The sequence below is a fragment of the Phyllobacterium sophorae genome (assembly GCF_003010965.1).
Classification (GTDB): Bacteria; Pseudomonadota; Alphaproteobacteria; order Rhizobiales; family Rhizobiaceae; genus Phyllobacterium; species Phyllobacterium sophorae.
Genome location: NZ_PGGM01000001.1, coordinates 263,401 through 280,541, shown reverse-complemented (window position 1 = coordinate 280,541; position 17,141 = coordinate 263,401). Strand labels below are relative to the sequence as shown.

At 57.5% G+C, this 17,141-nt stretch carries 16 protein-coding genes; 13 read left to right on the top strand and 3 right to left on the bottom strand.

All coding sequences use genetic code 11. The annotated features are described in order from the left end of the window. Positions 1–48 precede the first annotated feature (48 nt). The 11 genes from CU103_RS01400 to lpdA all read left to right on the top strand — a co-directional run bounded on the left by CU103_RS01400 (position 49) and on the right by lpdA (position 13,000). On the top strand, positions 49–594 hold the full coding sequence (locus CU103_RS01400) for a protease inhibitor Inh/omp19 family protein (protein WP_106662130.1): 546 nt from the start codon (positions 49–51) through the stop codon (positions 592–594). Between the two features lie 47 nt (positions 595–641). Continuing rightward, a complete protein-coding gene (zapE, locus tag CU103_RS01395) occupies positions 642–1,835 on the top strand; it encodes a cell division protein ZapE (RefSeq protein WP_106662129.1) in 1,194 nt (397 codons plus the stop codon). Positions 1,836–2,138: 303 nt separating this feature from the next. Further along, positions 2,139–3,101 carry a malate dehydrogenase gene (gene mdh, locus CU103_RS01390; RefSeq protein WP_106662128.1) on the top strand — a complete coding sequence of 321 codons (963 nt, stop codon included), beginning with the start codon at positions 2,139–2,141 and terminating at the stop codon, positions 3,099–3,101. Positions 3,102–3,172: 71 nt separating this feature from the next. Then, complete coding sequence (sucC, locus tag CU103_RS01385) at positions 3,173–4,369, top strand: ADP-forming succinate--CoA ligase subunit beta (RefSeq protein ID WP_106662127.1); 1,197 nt, start codon at positions 3,173–3,175, stop codon at positions 4,367–4,369. Between the two features lie 3 nt (positions 4,370–4,372). After that, positions 4,373–5,287 (top strand): succinate--CoA ligase subunit alpha, encoded by a 915-nt coding sequence (gene sucD, locus CU103_RS01380; protein ID WP_106662126.1) that lies wholly within the window; start codon positions 4,373–4,375, stop codon positions 5,285–5,287. A 146-nt stretch (positions 5,288–5,433) separates the two neighbouring features. Further along, positions 5,434–8,451, top strand: coding sequence for a 2-oxoglutarate dehydrogenase E1 component (locus CU103_RS01375; protein WP_106662125.1), 3,018 nt, complete (start codon positions 5,434–5,436; stop codon positions 8,449–8,451). A 33-nt stretch (positions 8,452–8,484) separates the two neighbouring features. Further along, positions 8,485–9,774 carry a 2-oxoglutarate dehydrogenase complex dihydrolipoyllysine-residue succinyltransferase gene (gene odhB, locus CU103_RS01370; RefSeq protein WP_106662124.1) on the top strand — a complete coding sequence of 430 codons (1,290 nt, stop codon included), beginning with the start codon at positions 8,485–8,487 and terminating at the stop codon, positions 9,772–9,774. Positions 9,775–9,954: 180 nt separating this feature from the next. Next, positions 9,955–10,380 (top strand): VOC family protein, encoded by a 426-nt coding sequence (locus CU103_RS01365; protein ID WP_106662123.1) that lies wholly within the window; start codon positions 9,955–9,957, stop codon positions 10,378–10,380. Positions 10,381–10,382: 2 nt separating this feature from the next. Next, the gene (locus CU103_RS01360) at positions 10,383–11,021 is read left to right on the top strand and encodes a LysE family translocator (RefSeq protein WP_106662122.1); all 639 of its coding nucleotides are present in this window, start codon (positions 10,383–10,385) and stop codon (positions 11,019–11,021) included. Between the two features lie 8 nt (positions 11,022–11,029). Next, positions 11,030–11,560 carry a hypothetical protein gene (locus tag CU103_RS01355; protein WP_106662121.1) on the top strand — a complete coding sequence of 177 codons (531 nt, stop codon included), beginning with the start codon at positions 11,030–11,032 and terminating at the stop codon, positions 11,558–11,560. A 33-nt stretch (positions 11,561–11,593) separates the two neighbouring features. Continuing rightward, positions 11,594–13,000, top strand: a complete 1,407-nt coding sequence (lpdA, locus tag CU103_RS01350) for a dihydrolipoyl dehydrogenase (RefSeq protein WP_106662120.1) — start codon at positions 11,594–11,596, stop codon at positions 12,998–13,000. 68 nt (positions 13,001–13,068) lie between these two features. Here the strand turns inward: lpdA and CU103_RS01345 are convergent, their stop codons facing one another. The 3 genes from CU103_RS01345 to CU103_RS01335 form a co-directional block, all read right to left on the bottom strand. Next, positions 13,069–13,398, bottom strand: a complete 330-nt coding sequence (locus tag CU103_RS01345; protein WP_210203694.1) for a hypothetical protein — start codon at positions 13,396–13,398, stop codon at positions 13,069–13,071. Positions 13,399–13,551: 153 nt separating this feature from the next. Continuing rightward, positions 13,552–14,616 (bottom strand): TraB/GumN family protein, encoded by a 1,065-nt coding sequence (locus CU103_RS01340; RefSeq protein ID WP_106662119.1) that lies wholly within the window; start codon positions 14,614–14,616, stop codon positions 13,552–13,554. 64 nt (positions 14,617–14,680) lie between these two features. Continuing rightward, on the bottom strand, positions 14,681–15,637 hold the full coding sequence (locus CU103_RS01335; protein WP_106662118.1) for a tyrosine recombinase XerC: 957 nt from the start codon (positions 15,635–15,637) through the stop codon (positions 14,681–14,683). Between the two features lie 121 nt (positions 15,638–15,758). On the opposite strand from CU103_RS01335, the gene rimM reads away from it, so the two are divergent. Together rimM and trmD are read left to right on the top strand one after the other, a co-directional pair. Beyond that, a complete protein-coding gene (rimM, locus tag CU103_RS01330; protein WP_106662117.1) occupies positions 15,759–16,340 on the top strand; it encodes a ribosome maturation factor RimM in 582 nt (193 codons plus the stop codon). Beyond that, positions 16,337–17,047 carry a tRNA (guanosine(37)-N1)-methyltransferase TrmD gene (gene trmD, locus CU103_RS01325; protein ID WP_106662116.1) on the top strand — a complete coding sequence of 237 codons (711 nt, stop codon included), beginning with the start codon at positions 16,337–16,339 and terminating at the stop codon, positions 17,045–17,047. Before rimM ends, trmD begins: the two co-directional genes overlap by 4 nt. Positions 17,048–17,141: the final 94 nt, after the last annotated feature.

Below are 17,141 nucleotides of genomic sequence, written 5' to 3'. Positions count from 1 at the left end.
TGGAATCGCATTTCATAAATTGGGATGCGCAGATGGAGAACCGAGGTTATGGGGACTTTGAAAGTCAATTTGCTGGCCGTTGCCGCAGTCGGCATGGTGCTGGCGGGATGCCAGAGTTCGCGTCTTGACAATATGGATCGCGTAACACCTTCACCGGCGCCGCTCCAGGCCGCCCCTTCGGGTGCCGTGAGCCAGAGCCAGTTGCCACCGCCGGGCGGTACGAACCAGTTCCCGACCGCCCCTACCACTGCCACCACGGCGCCAGGCACACAGGGCAATACGCAGGTTGCGGCACTCCCGCCAGAAAATGCACCGGATCTGACCGCCGGCAGTGTCGCTGGCGTCTGGAATGCTTCGATGGGCGGGCAGAGCTGTAAGATCGCTACGCCGCAGACGAAATTCGGCCAGGGTTATCGTGCAGGCCCGCTGCGTTGCCCCGGTGAACTTGCCAACCTCTCGTCCTGGGCGGTCAGTGGCAAGCAGCTGGTTCTGTATGATGCGGCAGGTGGTACGGTGGCGCGGCTGTATTCTTCGGGCCAGTCCAAATTCGATGGCCAGACATCGGGCGGGCAGAATCTCAGCCTGTCACGCTAAAGGTGGAGCGCGCCATTGGCATTGTCTAAGCGCGCCCGGAGACCGCATTGTCGCACGATAATTTGAAAGTGTTTCCCTCTGTGCGCGAGCGCTACGATGCGCTCGCGCAGGCGGGGGATATCGAAATTGACCCGGCACAACAGCGTCTGGCCGACCGCTTTGACCGGCTTATCCACGAGCTTGGCACAACACGGCTTGCGACCAAATCCAGTGCGCTAGGCTGGTTGTTCAGCCGCCGTGCACCGCGGCGCGAGATCATCAAGGGCCTCTACATTCACGGCGAAGTCGGGCGCGGCAAGACAATGCTGATGGATATGTTCCACCAGCTCGTGCCAGCCAAGCGCAAGCGCCGCGCACATTTTCTCGACTTTATGGCCGATGTCCATGAGCGTATCAACGCGCATCGCCAGGCACTGAAAAACGGTGAGACCAAGCAGGACGACCCCATTCCGCCGGTCGCCGACGCTTTGGCCGAACAAGCCTGGGTGCTCTGTTTCGACGAATTCACGGTAACGGATATTGCCGACGCAATGATCCTGTCACGACTATTCCGGGCTCTTTTTCAACGTGGCGTGGTGCTCGTCGCTACTTCCAATGTCGAGCCGGACAATCTTTATCGCGACGGTCTCAATCGCCAGTTGTTCCTACCGTTTGTTGATTTGCTGAAAAGCCATGTGGATGTTGTCAATCTCGATGCCCGGACGGATTATCGCCTGGAAAAGCTGAACCGCTTGCCTGTTTATCTATCGCCTCTCAATGAAGATACGGACCGGTTGATGAACGAGGCCTGGCTTGCGGCGACGGCGGGTGCGACTGTCGCGCCCGACAGTCTCAAGGTGAAGGGGCATACCGTCATCATTCCTCAAGCGGCGCCCCACACGGCGGCAGCCCGTTTTACCTTTGCTGATCTCTGTTCCAAGCCCCTCGGTGCGGCTGACTATGCAGCGGTCATCCAGCACTACCGGACCATTTTCATCGACGCCGTGCCGGTCCTGGATCATCCGAGGCGCAATGAAGCCAAGCGATTCATCATCCTGATTGACATGCTTTATGATCACCACGTCCATCTGGTAATTTCGGCGGCCGCGTCGCCTGACGAGCTTTATGTGGCCAAATCCGGCACCGAGGCTTTCGAGTTTGATCGAACGGCGTCGCGCCTGTTCGAGATGCAGAGCGAGGAATATCTGGCAACCGCCAGCCGGCTTGAACCAGCAGCAGCAGCACAGGCAGCCAAGCTCTGAATCCGTTACTTACCGTGGCGCTGGCGGCATTTCTTTCATCAATTTGATATGTTGCATATGCTAGAAATACCAGACTTTAGCTCTGCTCAGACTTCAAATAGTTGACGTTTACGTAAATCCCGTTAATTCTAAACGATTGAATTTATTGAGGTGAAAATTTTTGGTTGAGTTATTTTTGAAAGAGGAATATTCGAACGTCCCAACGCAAAGGCATGTGGTGACAGGTTTGCCGTCTGGCGGCCCGACTATGGAAATATGTTCTTTGGCGTCCCGTCAAGACTTCAGATCAGGGAAGTAACCAGCATGGCACGTAACAAAATCGCCCTCATCGGTTCAGGCATGATCGGTGGAACGCTTGCACATTTGATCGGGCTCAAGGAGCTCGGCGACATCGTGCTTTTCGACATCGCAGAAGGCACACCGCAGGGCAAGGGACTGGATATTGCCCAGTCGTCGCCTGTTGACGATTTCGACGCGAAGCTCGTCGGCGCCAATGACTACTCGGCCATCGAGGGTGCGGACGTTGTCATCGTCACCGCCGGTGTTCCGCGCAAGCCTGGCATGAGCCGCGACGACCTTCTTGGCATCAACCTCAAGGTAATGGAACAGGTCGGCGCGGGCATCAAGAAATATGCTCCGGGCGCGTTCGTGATCTGCATTACCAATCCGCTCGATGCGATGGTGTGGGCGCTACAGAAATTCTCCGGCCTGCCAAAGAACATGGTGGTCGGTATGGCCGGCATTCTCGACAGTGCCCGCTTCCGTTACTTCCTGGCAGAAGAGTTCAAGGTCTCGGTTGAGGACGTGACAGCCTTCGTTCTCGGCGGTCATGGCGACTCCATGGTGCCGCTCACCCGCTACTCGACCGTTGCCGGTATCCCCCTGCCGGATCTGGTGAAGATGGGCTGGACCAGCCAGGAAAAGCTCGACCAGATCGTTCAGCGCACCCGCGATGGCGGCGCAGAAATAGTTGGCTTGCTGAAAACCGGTTCTGCCTTCTACGCACCTGCGTCTTCGGCCGTTCAGATGGCCGAAGCCTTCCTGAAAGACAAGAAGCGGGTTCTGCCAGTGGCCGCACATCTGTCGGGCCAATATGGTGTCAAGGACATGTATGTTGGCGTCCCGGTTGTTATCGGCGCAGGTGGTGTCGAACGCATCATTGAAATCGATCTCAATAAAACTGAAGAGAAAGCCTTCGAAAATTCCGTCGCTTCGGTTGCCGGTCTTTGTGAGGCCTGCATCGCCATCGCGCCGAACCTTAAATAATTTGGCCTCGAAACCGTTCTGAAACGATCCGCCGCTTAAGCGTCCGGATTATTCGTAGAGGAAAATAACGTATGAATATTCACGAATATCAGGCAAAACGCCTGCTGCACACGTTTGGTGCGCCAATCGCCAATGGTGTCGCCGTCTACTCCGTTGAACAGGCAGAGGAGTGGGCAAAGACGCTGCCCGGTCCGCTCTACGTGGTAAAGAGCCAGATACATGCTGGCGGCCGCGGCAAGGGCAAGTTCAAGGAGCTCGGACCGGATGCAAAGGGCGGGGTTCGCCTTTCGCGGTCGGTGGAGGAAGTTGTCGCCAACGCCAGGGAAATGCTTGGAAACACGCTTGTTACGAAGCAGACCGGTCCCGCTGGCAAGCAGGTCAATCGTCTCTACATCGAAGATGGTGCCGACATTGAGCGCGAGCTTTATCTCTCGATCCTCGTCGACCGTTCGGTTGGCCGCCCGGCTTTCGTGGTTTCCACGGAAGGCGGTATGGATATTGAAGCTGTTGCTCACGATACGCCCGAAAAGATCATCACAGTGGCCATCGACCCCGAAAAGGGTGTGACCGCGGAAGACGCGGCGAAAATCAACGACGCCTATGGCCTGACCGGCGAAGCGCGGACCGATGGGGAAGCGCTGTTTCCCATCCTTTACAAGGCCTTCACCGAGAAGGACATGAGTCTGCTGGAAGTCAACCCGCTGATCGTCATGAAAGATGGCCGTCTGCGCGTCCTCGATGCCAAGGTGTCGTTCGACGGCAATGCGCTGTTCCGCCATCCGGACGTGGTCGAACTGCGTGACACAACGGAAGAAGACGACAAGGAAATCGAGGCATCGAAATACGACCTCGCCTATGTCGCTCTCGACGGCAATATTGGTTGCATGGTCAATGGCGCCGGTCTTGCCATGGCAACGATGGATATCATCAAGCTCTATGGCGCCGAACCGGCAAACTTCCTCGATGTCGGCGGTGGCGCCAGCAAGGAAAAGGTAACGGCTGCCTTCAAGATCATCACGGCTGATCCGGCCGTCGAAGGCATTCTGATCAATATTTTTGGTGGCATCATGAAGTGCGATGTCATTGCCGAAGGTGTGATTGCTGCAGTCAAGGAAGTCGGTCTCAAGGTTCCGCTGGTCGTTCGTCTCGAAGGTACCAATGCCGAGCTGGGCAAGAAGATCATCAACGAGAGCGGCCTAAACGTCGTTTCCGCGGATGATCTCGATGATGCCGCGCAGAAGATCGTCAAGGCCGTGAAGGGAAACTAAGGCATGTCTATTCTCGTCAACAAAGACACCAAGGTTCTCGTCCAGGGCCTGACCGGCAAGACCGGTACTTTTCATACCGAACAGGCGCTGGCCTACTACGGCACCAAGATGGTCGGCGGCATCCATCCGAAAAAGGGTGGCGAAACCTGGGAGGGCAATTTGCCGACCGGTTCGAGCGCTCAACTGCCGATTTTCGCCTCCGTAGCCGAAGGCAAGGATCGTACCGGTGCAAATGCCTCGGTGATCTATGTGCCGCCAGCGGGCGCTGCGGAAGCCATCATCGAAGCCATAGACGCGGAGATCCCGCTGATCATCTGCATTACCGAAGGCATACCGGTCATGGATATGGTGCGGGTCAAGGCCCGTCTCGACCGTTCCGCATCGCGTCTGATCGGACCGAACTGTCCGGGTGTGTTAACGCCGGAAGAATGCAAGATCGGCATTATGCCAGGTAACATCTTCAAGAAGGGCTCCGTGGGTGTTGTATCCCGCTCCGGGACACTTACCTATGAAGCAGTGTTTCAGACGACGAACGAAGGCCTTGGCCAGACGACAGCTGTCGGTATTGGCGGCGATCCTGTGAAGGGTACGGAATTCATCGATGTCCTGGAAATGTTCCTTGCCGACGAAGCGACGAAATCGATCATCATGATCGGCGAAATCGGTGGCTCGGCCGAAGAAGATGCAGCGCAGTTCATTGCCGACGAAGCAAAACGCGGGCGCAAGAAGCCGATGGCCGGTTTCATCGCCGGACGCACGGCTCCTCCCGGCCGCACGATGGGGCATGCCGGTGCGGTCATCTCCGGCGGCAAGGGTGGCGCGGAAGACAAGATCGCAGCCATGGAAGCCGCGGGCATCCGCGTGTCACCATCGCCAGCGCAGCTCGGCAAGACCCTGGTCGAAGTCCTCAAGGGCTGAGATCAGGATAGCAAGAATGAATCGGGGCGATTGTCGCCCCGATCGGTCCACGGGGCCATTCGGGCCCCAACCCAGAGTGACACTGGTTTAAGATGAGCGGGTGCACTCTTACAAAGGGAGACGGAGTAGAAGCTCCGGTCACGAACATGGCACGTCAAGAACAGGCCAACGACATTTTTGCGCTTACCTCGTTTCTCTATGGTGGCAATGCCCACTATATCGAGGAACTGCATGCGCAGTATGAAAAGGATCCGGCATCGGTTGGTGCCGAATGGCAGGAATTTTTCGCCAATCTCAACGACACCAAGGACGATGTTCTCAAGAATGCGAAGGGCGCATCCTGGGAGAAACCGAACTGGCCCATCGCGGGCAATGGCGAGCTCGTCTCGGCGCTTGACGGCAACTGGGGTGAAGTCGAAAAGCATATCACGGACAAGCTGAAGGCCAAGGGTGCAAACGGCTCCGCTGCAACGAACGGCGTGGCCGCGCCATTGACGTCTGCATCGGACTCGGAAATCATTCACGCGGCGCGCGATTCCGTGCGTGCGATCATGATGATCCGCGCCTATCGCATGCGCGGTCATTTGCATGCGAAACTCGATCCACTTGGTCTTGCCGAAGTCAAGGAAGACTATAACGAGCTGTCGCCCGAGAGCTACGGCTTCTCTCCGGCCGATTACGATCGCAAGATATTCATCGATAACGTGCTGGGTCTCGAATATGCGACGATCCCGCAAATGCTCGACATCCTCAAGCGCACCTATTGCTCGACGATCGGTGTCGAGTTCATGCACATATCCGATCCGGTGGAAAAATCCTGGATCCAGGAGCGCATCGAGGGACCGGACAAGGGTGTCGCGTTCACCGCAGAAGGCAAGAAGGCGATCCTGTCGAAGCTGATCGAGGCAGAAGGCTTCGAGCAGTTTATCGACGTCAAATACAAGGGCACGAAGCGCTTCGGCCTTGATGGCGGGGAGTCGCTCATTCCGGCGCTGGAACAGATCGTCAAGCGCGGCGGTTCCATGGGCCTGAAGGAAATCGTCCTTGGTATGGCCCATCGCGGCCGGCTCAACGTTCTCAGCCAGTTCATGCGCAAGCCGCACCGCGCAATTTTTCATGAATTCAAGGGCGGTTCCTATACTCCGGACGATGTCGAAGGTTCCGGCGACGTGAAATACCACCTCGGTGCGTCGTCCGACCGCGAGTTCGACGGCAACAAGGTGCACCTGTCTTTGACAGCCAACCCCTCGCACCTCGAAATCGTCAATCCGGTTGTCATGGGCAAGGCGCGCGCAAAGCAGGACCTGCTTTGCGGGCGCGACCGCGACGAAATCGTGCCATTGTCCGAGCGTTCAAAGGTCATGCCGCTGCTTCTGCATGGCGACGCGGCCTTTGCCGGCCAGGGCGTGGTTGCCGAGTGCCTTGGGCTTTCTGGCCTGCGCGGCCACCGCGTTGCCGGTACCGTGCATTTCATCATCAACAACCAGATCGGCTTTACTACCAATCCACGTTTTTCGCGATCCTCGCCTTATCCCTCCGATGTCGCGAAGATGATCGAAGCGCCGATCTTCCACGTTAATGGTGACGATCCCGAAGCTGTTGTTTATGTGGCTAAAATTGCCACAGAATACCGCATGACGTTCCACAAGCCGGTCGTTATTGACATGTTCTGCTATCGCCGTTTCGGCCACAATGAGGGCGACGAGCCGGCGTTCACACAGCCGATCATGTACAAGACTATCCGCGGCCAGAAGACTACGGTTCAGCTGTATTCGGCCAAGCTGATCGAGGAAGGTCTCATCACCGAGGCCGATCTCGATAAGATGCGCGCATCATGGCGCGAAGCGCTCGAGCAGGAGTTCGAGGCAGGCCAGGCCTACAAGCCGAACAAGGCCGACTGGCTGGACGGCGCCTGGAGCGGTCTGCGTACGGCCGATAATGCCGATGAACAGCGCAGGGGCAAAACCGGACTGCCAGTGAAGACGCTCAAGGAGATCGGCAAGAAGCTTGCCGAGGTTCCGGCGGGCCTCAACGTGCACAGGACCATCCAGCGTTTCCAGGACAACCGCGCGAAGATGATAGAGACTGGCGAAGGCTTCGACTGGGCAACGGCGGAAGCCTTGGCGTTCGGGTCCCTCGTAACGGAGGGGCATCCGGTGCGCCTGTCGGGTCAGGATGTCGAACGCGGCACATTCAGCCAGCGCCATTCGGTGCTCTACGATCAGGACACTGAACAGCGCTATATCCCGCTCAACAATCTGCAAAAGGGTCAGGCGCTCTACGAAGTCATCAATTCGATGCTCTCAGAGGAGGCGGTTCTCGGCTTCGAATATGGCTATTCGCTGTCTGATCCGCGTGCGCTCACCCTGTGGGAAGCGCAGTTCGGCGATTTCGCCAACGGTGCTCAGGTCATCTTCGACCAGTTCATTTCATCGGGCGAGCGCAAATGGCTGCGCATGTCGGGTCTCGTCTGCCTGTTGCCGCATGGCTATGAGGGGCAGGGACCAGAACACTCATCGGCCCGTCTCGAGCGCTATCTGCAGCTTTGTGCGGAAGATAACATGCAGGTTGCGAACTGCACGACGCCTGCCAACTACTTCCATATCCTGCGCCGCCAGATGAAGCGTGACTTCCGCAAGCCCCTGATCCTGATGACACCGAAGTCCCTGCTGCGTCACAAGCGGGCGGTCTCGTCGATCGGCGATTTCACGGGTGATTCATCATTCCATCGCTTGCTGTGGGATGATGCGCAGCTCCTGAAAGATCAGCCGATCAAGCTGCAGAAGGATTCGAAGATCCGTCGCGTCGTTCTGTGTTCGGGCAAGGTCTATTACGACCTTTACGAGGAGCGCGAAAAGCGCGGCATCGACGACGTTTATCTCTTGCGCGTCGAGCAGCTTTATCCGTTCCCGGCAAAGGCTTTGATCACCGAACTTTCCCGCTTCCGCAATGCGGAAATGGTCTGGTGCCAGGAAGAACCCAAGAACATGGGTGCCTGGGCCTTTATCGATCCCTATCTGGAATGGGTCCTGGCGCATATCGATGCGAAGCATCAGCGTGTCCGTTATACCGGACGTCCTGCCGCCGCATCGACCGCAACTGGTCTGATGTCCAAACACCTTGCACAGCTCGAAGCATTGCTTGAAGATGCTTTGGGTTCTTGATTAACAAAAGAAAATCAACGGAAGAGCGAGAACATGGCAACCGAAATCCGCGTCCCAACGCTGGGCGAATCCGTTTCCGAAGCGACCATTGGCAAGTGGTTCAAGAAGGTCGGCGAGGCCATTGCCGTTGATGAACCCCTGGTGGAACTTGAAACCGACAAGGTAACGATAGAGGTTCCGGCGGCGGCTGCCGGATCGCTGGCTGAAATCACCGCCAAGGAAGGCGACACGGTTGAAGTTGGCGCTTTGCTCGGAATGATTGGCTCTGGCGATGGTGCGGGAGCCGCCCCAACCAAGACGGCGGAGCCGGCACCGGCCGCCGTTGCCCAGGCATCCGGAGCGGCGGCTGCAGCCACCACCGGCGAGGCTGCGGCAAAGACCGCCGAAGTTGCCGGCGAACCGGCTATCGCCGAACGCAAACCAAGCGAAATGCCGGCTTCCCCGGCAGCTTCGAAGCTTCTGGCTGAAAAAGGCGTTTCCGCCTCGCAGGTGGAAGGTTCCGGCAAGCGCGGTCAGGTTTTGAAGGGCGATGTACTCGATGCTGTTGCCAAGGGCATCCCTGCTCAGCCCGCGGCCGAAGCGCCGAAAGCCGTCGCGCGTCCGGCATCGCCCGCTGATGACGCATCGCGCGAAGAGCGCGTGAAGATGACCCGGCTGCGGCAGACTATTGCCAAGCGCCTCAAGGATGCACAGAGCACAGCCGCCATGCTGACCACCTACAATGAGGTGGATATGTCGGCGGTGATGGACCTGCGAAATCGCTACAAGGAAATTTTCGAAAAGAAGCATGGTGTCAAGCTTGGCTTCATGGGGTTTTTCACCAAGGCTGTAACGCATGCTTTGAAAGAAATTCCGGCGGTTAACGCCGAGATCGACGGCACGGACATCATCTACAAGAACTTTGCCCATGTTGGCGTTGCCGTCGGCACGGACAAGGGGCTCGTCGTTCCGGTCGTACGCAATGCGGACCAGATGTCGATCGCCGAGATCGAAAAGGAAATCGGCCGTCTCGGCAAGGCCGCACGGGACGGTGCACTTTCAATGGCTGACATGCAGGGCGGCACCTTCACCATTTCCAATGGTGGTGTTTATGGTTCGCTCATGTCCTCGCCTATTCTCAATGCACCGCAGTCCGGTATTCTTGGCATGCACAAGATCCAGGACCGTCCGGTTGTCGTTGGCGGGCAAATCGTTATCCGCCCGATGATGTACCTGGCACTGAGCTACGACCATCGCATTGTTGACGGCAAGGAAGCAGTAACTTTCCTCGTCCGCGTAAAGGAAAGCCTCGAGGATCCGGAGCGTCTCGTTCTCGATCTCTGATACAGCCTTCGATCAAACGGGGCCGCAATTGTGTGGCCCCGATGGTGCATCGGACTGAAATCGCATGATCTCCATGGCCAAGCGCCAAACCAAGGATGCGCGTTTGGTCGGTTGTGATGTCTCATATCAATGATCTGCCGGTCGATCCGTTCACCGGCATAGGATGAAAGGCAAAGCAAAATGGCTGATGTACCGAATTACCCGCCAGTAGAGCCCCACATCTGCGTCAAAGACGGCCTTGAAGCGATCGCTTTCTATGAAAAAGCCTTCGGTGCCAAAAACACCTTCAAACAGATGACCGAGGATGGAAAGCGCGTCATGCACGCCAATTTATCGCTGTTTGGCGGCACCATCATGATGCACGACGAGTTTCCGGAATATGGGGGCGATGTTCTGTCGCCTCAGAGTCGTGGCGGTGCGAGTGTCGCGATCAATATCAACCTGCCGAAAGCTGCGGAAGTCGACCAGGCGGTTGACCGTGCTGTCAAGGCTGGTGCAACGCTCGTCATGCCCGTTGAAGATACGTTCTGGAATGCGCGCTACGGCCGCGTGAAGGACCCGTTTGGCCATGTCTGGGCGTTCAACGCGCCACTTGGTGGAGCATGACCATGTCGCATTATTTCTACGAGCTTCTCGGTCTGATGGCGGTATTCTCGATCATGGTCGTGTCGCCGGGAGCCGACTTTGCGCTTGTCGTCCGGCAGAGCATTGTGCACGGGCGGCGCAGCGCCATTATCACCAGCTTCGGCATTGGCACATCGCTGCTGTTTCATATCAGCTACACGGTGCTTGGGCTCGGGCTTATCGTGTCGAAGTCGCTCTATCTTTTTGGAATGCTCAAATGGGCCGGTGCTGCCTATCTGTTCTATCTCGGCGTCAAGGCGTTACGCGCCCCGGCACCGGAAGCTCCGGCTGGAATGGATGAAAGCGAGTCAGCCAAGCAGCTCTCTGCATTGCGCTGCTTTCTCATGGGCTTCGTCACCAATGCTCTGAACCCGAAAGCCGTGCTGTTCTTCCTGTCGCTGTTCTCGGCACTGGTCAGCCACGAGACGCCCATCCTCATTCAGGCCGGCTACGGCATGGTCATGACAACCGCATTGATTTGCTGGTTCGTCGCCGTATCCGTCTTTTTCACGATGCAATCCGTTCGTGACCGCTTTGTCGCCTGGGGCCGCTGGTTCAACCGCGTCACCGGGCTCGTATTCATCGGGCTCGGCGTCAAGCTTGCCAGCAGCCAAGCGAGCTAGAATATTTGATGGCTTTACGCGCTCGCCACCATCCTGGAAGTAACGCCGCCATTCTCGCGGTGGTTGTTTCATTGCTTGCGACGCCGGCATTTGCCGCCTGCACGCAGGACCGCGCCGTCTACGCGGACAGGGATGACACCTATACCCTGACCTTCAGGCATGTTCCGGAAGATCAGCCGGTGATGACGTCGAATGAGTTCACAATCCAGCTGAACGACAGCGACGTGAAGCTGGATGGCGTGGTCATGTGGAACGAGGGTGTGGCCCGCCCCAACGGCATGGTCATGTACAGGTGCCCGGGCGGTGACGTCACGGGCGACGAGCTGCGGGCATGCACGGTTTGGCAAGGCGTCATTTATGCGCTGAAGGAAGGCGCCGACGCGGATCTTCTGCCAAAAGCCAAGGAACCAGCCGCGCAAGCGTTGCTTCTGCCAGATTTTTCCAGCTCCATGAGTGGCTTCAATTTCAAACTTGAAAAACCCATCGAGACTTTCCCCTGGGAAGTCTTTCGTTTCAAAGAATGCGTCCCCGAACAATAATTTCGCGTGAGCCCACAGAAGAAGGAATCAATCATGGCATATGATGTCGTCGTCATCGGAACAGGTCCGGGCGGCTATGTGTGCGCGATCAAGGCCGCGCAACTCGGCCTGAAGACCGCGGTGATCGAGAAGCGCCCTACCTTTGGCGGAACCTGCCTCAATATTGGCTGCATTCCTTCAAAAGCGATGCTGCACGCTTCGGAAGTATTCCATGAGGCGGGTCATTCTCACGCCACTCTCGGCGTCGAAGTAGGCACGCCCAAGCTCAATCTGAAGGCAATGCTCGCCCATAAGGACGCAACAGTGGAAGCCAACGTCAATGGCGTAGCGTTTCTGTTCAAGAAGAACAAGATCGATACGTTCATGGGTACGGGCAAGGTCGTTGCTGCCGGCAGGGTCTCGGTAACCGCTGAAGACGGTTCGGCTCAGGAAATCGAGACGAAGAACATCGTTATTGCCACCGGTTCGGATGTCGCGGGTATTCCGGGGGTGGATGTCGAGTTTGACGAAAAGGTCATCGTGTCCTCAACTGGGGCATTGGAATTCCAGAAAGTGCCGGAACATCTCGTCGTTGTCGGCGGTGGCGTGATTGGTCTAGAGCTTGGTTCGGTCTGGAGCCGCCTTGGATCAAAGGTGACCGTGGTTGAATTCCTGGACAAGATTCTCGGACCCATGGACGGTGATATCTCGCGGCAGTTCCAGCGTATGCTGGAAAAGCAGGGGATCGAGTTCAAAATGGGTGCGAAGGTTACCGGCGTTGAAAAATCGGGTAAGGGCGCCAAGGTTACGTTCGAGCCGGTCAAGGGCGGTGAAGTTCAGACGATCGACGCCGATGTCGTGCTCGTATCCACCGGCCGAAAGCCCTATACGGACGGCCTTGGACTGAAGGAGGCCGGCGTTGCCGTGGATGATCGCGGCCGCGTCGCCATAAACGACCATTGGCAGACCAATGTTCCAGGCATTTACGCCATTGGCGATGTCGTTGAGGGAGCGATGCTGGCGCACAAGGCGGAAGATGAAGGCATTGCCGTCGCCGAGATCCTTGCAGGGCAGGTTGGTCACGTCAATTACGACGCCATCCCCAGTGTCGTCTATACCCAGCCCGAAGTTGCCTCTGTCGGCAAGACCGAGGAAGAGCTCAAGGCTGCAGGCATCGAATACAAAGCCGGTAAATTTCCGTTCACGGCCAATGGACGTGCGCGAGCCATGTTGCACACAGACGGTTTCGTCAAGATCCTTGCCGACAAGGCCAGCGATAGGGTGCTGGGCGTGCACATTGTCGGTTATGGGGCTGGCGAAATGATCCATGAAGCAACTGTACTGATGGAATTCGGCGGCTCATCGGAAGATCTGGCGCGTACGACGCATGCGCACCCAACCATGTCGGAGGCCGTGCGCGAAGCAGCCCTCGCCACGTTCTTCAAACCGATCCACATGTGATTTCCAGTATTGCAAGGAAAAAGGCCCGGAATTCCGGGCCTTTTTTGCATTCTGGCTTACACTCTAGATTACTGAGCAGGAGCCGGTGCAGTGGGCGCTGGCGTTGTAGACGGCGCCGGAGCAGGCTCAGCGGGAGCCGGAGCTTTTGGTGCTGGGGCCATCGCATCAGGTGCTGCGGGGGCTGCCGGAGCAGGCGCCTCACTCGTCGGTGCTGGCGGAGCTGGGACGTCCATCTCGGTACCGCTGCGGTTCAGGTAATAGTAACCACCGACCACCAGCGCGGCGATCAGGATGCCAGCAATAAGAAAGCCACTGCCGCCGCCCGACTTGATCACAGTGGTTTTAGGATTCATCGGATCGGTTTCCATTGGCCGCTGCAAGTTTGGATCATAGGTCATTTTGCGTCCTCCGTGACATTCCTTTACACAAGGATGAACGAATAACGGCTATTTCGCTATTAAGTTCCAGAATAACCAGGAATTGAGAGGATTTCTTCGGAACGCTATCGTGTTTATACGTGCGCTTCGGGGAAAAATACTTGCTCCGGCTGGTCATTGAGCTGTGATTGTATAGCCCTTGTGTTTCAGCAATGAAACGAGACCTTGCTCTCCCGGAAGATGCAAGGCACCGACCGCAATGAACGCATTGCCTTCGTCAACGATCGGCATAGCCCGTTCCGCCATGGTTCGATTGCGGGTGTTGATCATCTTCTCTTCAAACTCTGCATAGTTGCTGCCACTTTCAATTCCGTCGGGAGAGACCGAGCGCATCAGCGGGAAGATCATGCCAATATCGCCTTGCGTATAGAGTACGGTCATCGTTTCAAAGACATCGGGCAGTTCCGGGCCCAGCGCCAGCGTTTCGATCAAACCGTCAACGTGGAACTGTATGGGCAGCGAAGCCATCGCACTCAGCTGATCCTTGATGGTTTCAAGACCAGCGATTCGCTTGCCGCTGTTTTTTGCCTCTTCAGCGAGCTTGATATCGAGAAAATCGGTGCCTTCCTTCTTGCGCGCAAGTTCGCAGGCGGGCATGGCAAGCATGCTGGTGAGTATCCATGGCTGCATGCGATTTACAGCGGCGAGCGAGATGCCGCGTTTCGAAAGCGCGGCCTTGACGGTCTCAAGCTTGTCTTTGGGAATGAGCTTGTCGAGGGTCTGTCCATTGGTGAACATCATCAAATCGGGCGTGTCCGCCATCACCTTCAACGGTGCCTTGGAGTCGAGCACCTCGTCCGTTTCGATGACGATCGTATCGGCTCCCTGATACGCGGCTTCAGCGGCGCCGGAAAGTTTGAGTACGCGCGGATCAGTAAGATGCATGGTGCCAAACAGGTAGGATGGCTTCACGCCCGGCTTTTCGATCTTCCAGAGCAGTCCCTTGCCGTTTTCAGTTTCCGCGGCCTCTTTGCGCAGGGCGTCGAGCTTGACCGGGTCGGACTTCGCCATCTCCGCAATCAGGTCGCGGCCACCGCAGCTAATTCCTTCCGCCCGCGCGCGGGCGCTGAAAGCGATAACCAGAAACGCGGCCAGCATCAGCCAGCTCATTATCAGGCACAGCCTGAGAATGACATCGGCGATGCGGTCAAGTGCGGGGAAGATATCTTTGTCGTTCATACCTTACGTTCTATCCGTGTGCTCTTGGAAAAAGCGTTAATCTCTACGCGTAAATTGTCTGTTTTCAGGCGCGGGGATGCGCCTTGTCGTATATTTCCAGCAACCGTTGCGTATCGACGCCGGTATAGACCTGTGTCGTCGACAGGCTGGCGTGGCCGAGCAATTCCTGAATGGTGCGCAGGTCACCGCCACGGCCGAGCAGGTGCGTGGCGAAGGAATGCCGCAGCGCATGCGGCGTCGCCGTATCCGGCAGGCCAAGCGCGCCGCGCATCTTCTGCATGTCACGCTGGATGATGGCCGGGTGCAGCTCGCCGCCGCGTGCGCCGCGAAACAGCGGTTTGCCCTCTTCCAGCGCATAGGGGCAGAGTTTGCGATATTCCGCGACAACACGATGCACGATCGGCAGAAGGGGTACCATGCGGGTTTTTCCGCCCTTGCCGGTAATGGGAATGGAGCGTGCATTGGGATCGGTCAATGCCCCGCCATCGAGGCCGAGCGCTTCGGAAATGCGCAAACCGCAGCCGTAGAGCAACGTCAGCACGGCGGCATTGCGGGCGGCGATCCATGGCTCTTCGTTGAGCTGTTCGCCAGTTTCGACTACGCGGCGTGCATCGATCACGGTCAGTGGCTTCGGCAGGGATTTCGGCTGGCGCGGCGCGCGCATGGCGATCGACGGAGCGGCATTGGCCATGCCCTGCTTTTCCAGATGACGCAGGAAGGAGCGTATGCCCGCAAGTCCGCGCCCAAGCGTGCGAGCTCCGGCACCATCATTGCGGCGGCGGGCCAGGAACGAGCGAAGGTCGGCAATGCGCAGTGTCGCCACGTCCTTCAGCGCCGGCGGCTCGCCCAGATGGCCGGTGAGGAACTGAAAGAACTGACGCGTGTCGCGCTCATAGGCCTCCAGTGTGTTCGCCGCCAGCCGTCGCGTGTTCTTCAGGGATTTCAGCCAATTTTCACGTGCGTCAATCAGGTCGGCTCTGGCGGAAACCAGAAATTCTTCGGTTTGCGGCTGGGCGCCCATGGCGTCGCTCCTCGATTTTATGACGCAACCCTGACACAGGACTCCTTACGGAGTCGTTTCAGCCTTGGTTTTGCTCGAGGTTTGCTCTAATTCGGGCTGATGCGAAAAAATGGAAGATGCCATGGCAATGTTGAATGATCCGGTTCAGTTGGCGGTGATCGGTGCGGCACACGGAACACGCGGTGAATTGCGCGTGAAAGCCTTCACCGGCGACCCGATGGCACTTGCCGACTATGGTCCGCTTTATGATGTGACCGGCAGGGCTTTCGAGGTTCTGGACATACGTCCGGCCAAAACTGTTGTCGTCGTGCGTTTCCGCGGCGTGAATGACCGCAATATGGCCGAGGCGCTGAATGGCACGACCCTGTTTATTGACCGTTCGCAATTGCCTCAGGACCTGGACGAGGACGAATATTACCATTCCGACCTGATCGGCCTGGAGGCAATCGATGCGGAAGGCAAAAAGCACGGCAAAGTATCGGCTATGTTCGACTTCGGCGGTGGTGACCTTCTGGAGCTGACCATTCCCGGCAAACGTCCCATGCTGATACCGTTCACGCTGGCTGCGGTGCCACAGGTCGACGTCAAGGCTGGTCACATCGTCATCGATCCTGTAGCAGCTGGTCTCATTCCCGATGAGAATGAGGACGAGGAACGCCGCCGCCAGCTCGGCGGTGAAGGCGACGGGAAAAAGCAGTCATGACGGCGGGAGAGGGGGGCTTTCGCGCCACTGTGCTGACGCTCTATCCGGAAATGTTTCCGGGCCCGCTTGGCGTGTCACTCGCAGGAAAGGCATTGCAGGACGGCGCGTGGTCGCTGCAAACAGTGCAGATTCGCGATTTTGCTACCGACAGGCACCGTATGGTTGACGATACACCGGCTGGCGGCGGCGCGGGCATGGTGATGAAGCCGGATGTTCTGGCACGCGCTGTGGATCATGTGGCGGATCTGCGGCCAAAACTGTTCATGAGCCCGCGCGGCAAGCCGCTCACGCAGGCACGGGTGCGCGAGCTGGCGGCCGGTCCTGGCGTTATCCTGCTTTGCGGCCGTTTCGAAGGGGTGGACGAGCGGCTGATCGAGGCCCGGGATTTTGAAGAAGTGTCGATCGGCGATTATGTCCTTTCCGGCGGAGAGACCGCTGCAATTGTCGTTCTTGATGCGATTGTCAGACTGCTACCCGGTGTCATGGGTAATGCCATGTCCGGTGAAACCGAGAGCTTTGAAACTGGCCTGCTCGAACACCCGCACTATACCAAGCCGCAGGAGTGGGAAGGCCGCCGGATTCCGGACGTGCTTTTGTCCGGCAATCACGGGGCGATCGACAAGTGGCGTCGTGGGGAGGCCGAACGGCTGACGCGGGAACGGCGGCCCGATCTTTGGAACGCCCACAACGTGCCTTCAAAAAAATAGACAAGCAAAAAGAATCGCTGTCAGAGGTGACAAACCGGCTTTTATGGTGTATTTGCCCGCCAACTCGGGAAAACCCGAATCCATTAATCAATGA

Bases quoted from the DNA above. Each gene is read 5' to 3' on its own strand.
- CU103_RS01400 (WP_106662130.1), top strand. From the start codon at position 49: ATGGGGACTTTGAAAGTCAATTTGCTGGCCGTTGCCGCAGTCGGCATG.
- mdh (WP_106662128.1), top strand. From the start codon at position 2,139: ATGGCACGTAACAAAATCGCCCTCATCGGTTCAGGCATGATCGGTGGA.
- sucC (WP_106662127.1), top strand. From the start codon at position 3,173: ATGAATATTCACGAATATCAGGCAAAACGCCTGCTGCACACGTTTGGT.
- sucD (WP_106662126.1), top strand. From the start codon at position 4,373: ATGTCTATTCTCGTCAACAAAGACACCAAGGTTCTCGTCCAGGGCCTG.
- CU103_RS01375 (WP_106662125.1), top strand. From the start codon at position 5,434: ATGGCACGTCAAGAACAGGCCAACGACATTTTTGCGCTTACCTCGTTT.
- odhB (WP_106662124.1), top strand. From the start codon at position 8,485: ATGGCAACCGAAATCCGCGTCCCAACGCTGGGCGAATCCGTTTCCGAA.
- CU103_RS01365 (WP_106662123.1), top strand. From the start codon at position 9,955: ATGGCTGATGTACCGAATTACCCGCCAGTAGAGCCCCACATCTGCGTC.
- CU103_RS01360 (WP_106662122.1), top strand. From the start codon at position 10,383: ATGTCGCATTATTTCTACGAGCTTCTCGGTCTGATGGCGGTATTCTCG.
- CU103_RS01355 (WP_106662121.1), top strand. From the start codon at position 11,030: ATGGCTTTACGCGCTCGCCACCATCCTGGAAGTAACGCCGCCATTCTC.
- lpdA (WP_106662120.1), top strand. From the start codon at position 11,594: ATGGCATATGATGTCGTCGTCATCGGAACAGGTCCGGGCGGCTATGTG.
- CU103_RS01345 (WP_210203694.1), bottom strand. From the start codon at position 13,398: ATGACCTATGATCCAAACTTGCAGCGGCCAATGGAAACCGATCCGATG.
- CU103_RS01340 (WP_106662119.1), bottom strand. From the start codon at position 14,616: ATGAACGACAAAGATATCTTCCCCGCACTTGACCGCATCGCCGATGTC.
- CU103_RS01335 (WP_106662118.1), bottom strand. From the start codon at position 15,637: ATGGGCGCCCAGCCGCAAACCGAAGAATTTCTGGTTTCCGCCAGAGCC.
- rimM (WP_106662117.1), top strand. From the start codon at position 15,759: ATGGCAATGTTGAATGATCCGGTTCAGTTGGCGGTGATCGGTGCGGCA.
- trmD (WP_106662116.1), top strand. From the start codon at position 16,337: ATGACGGCGGGAGAGGGGGGCTTTCGCGCCACTGTGCTGACGCTCTAT.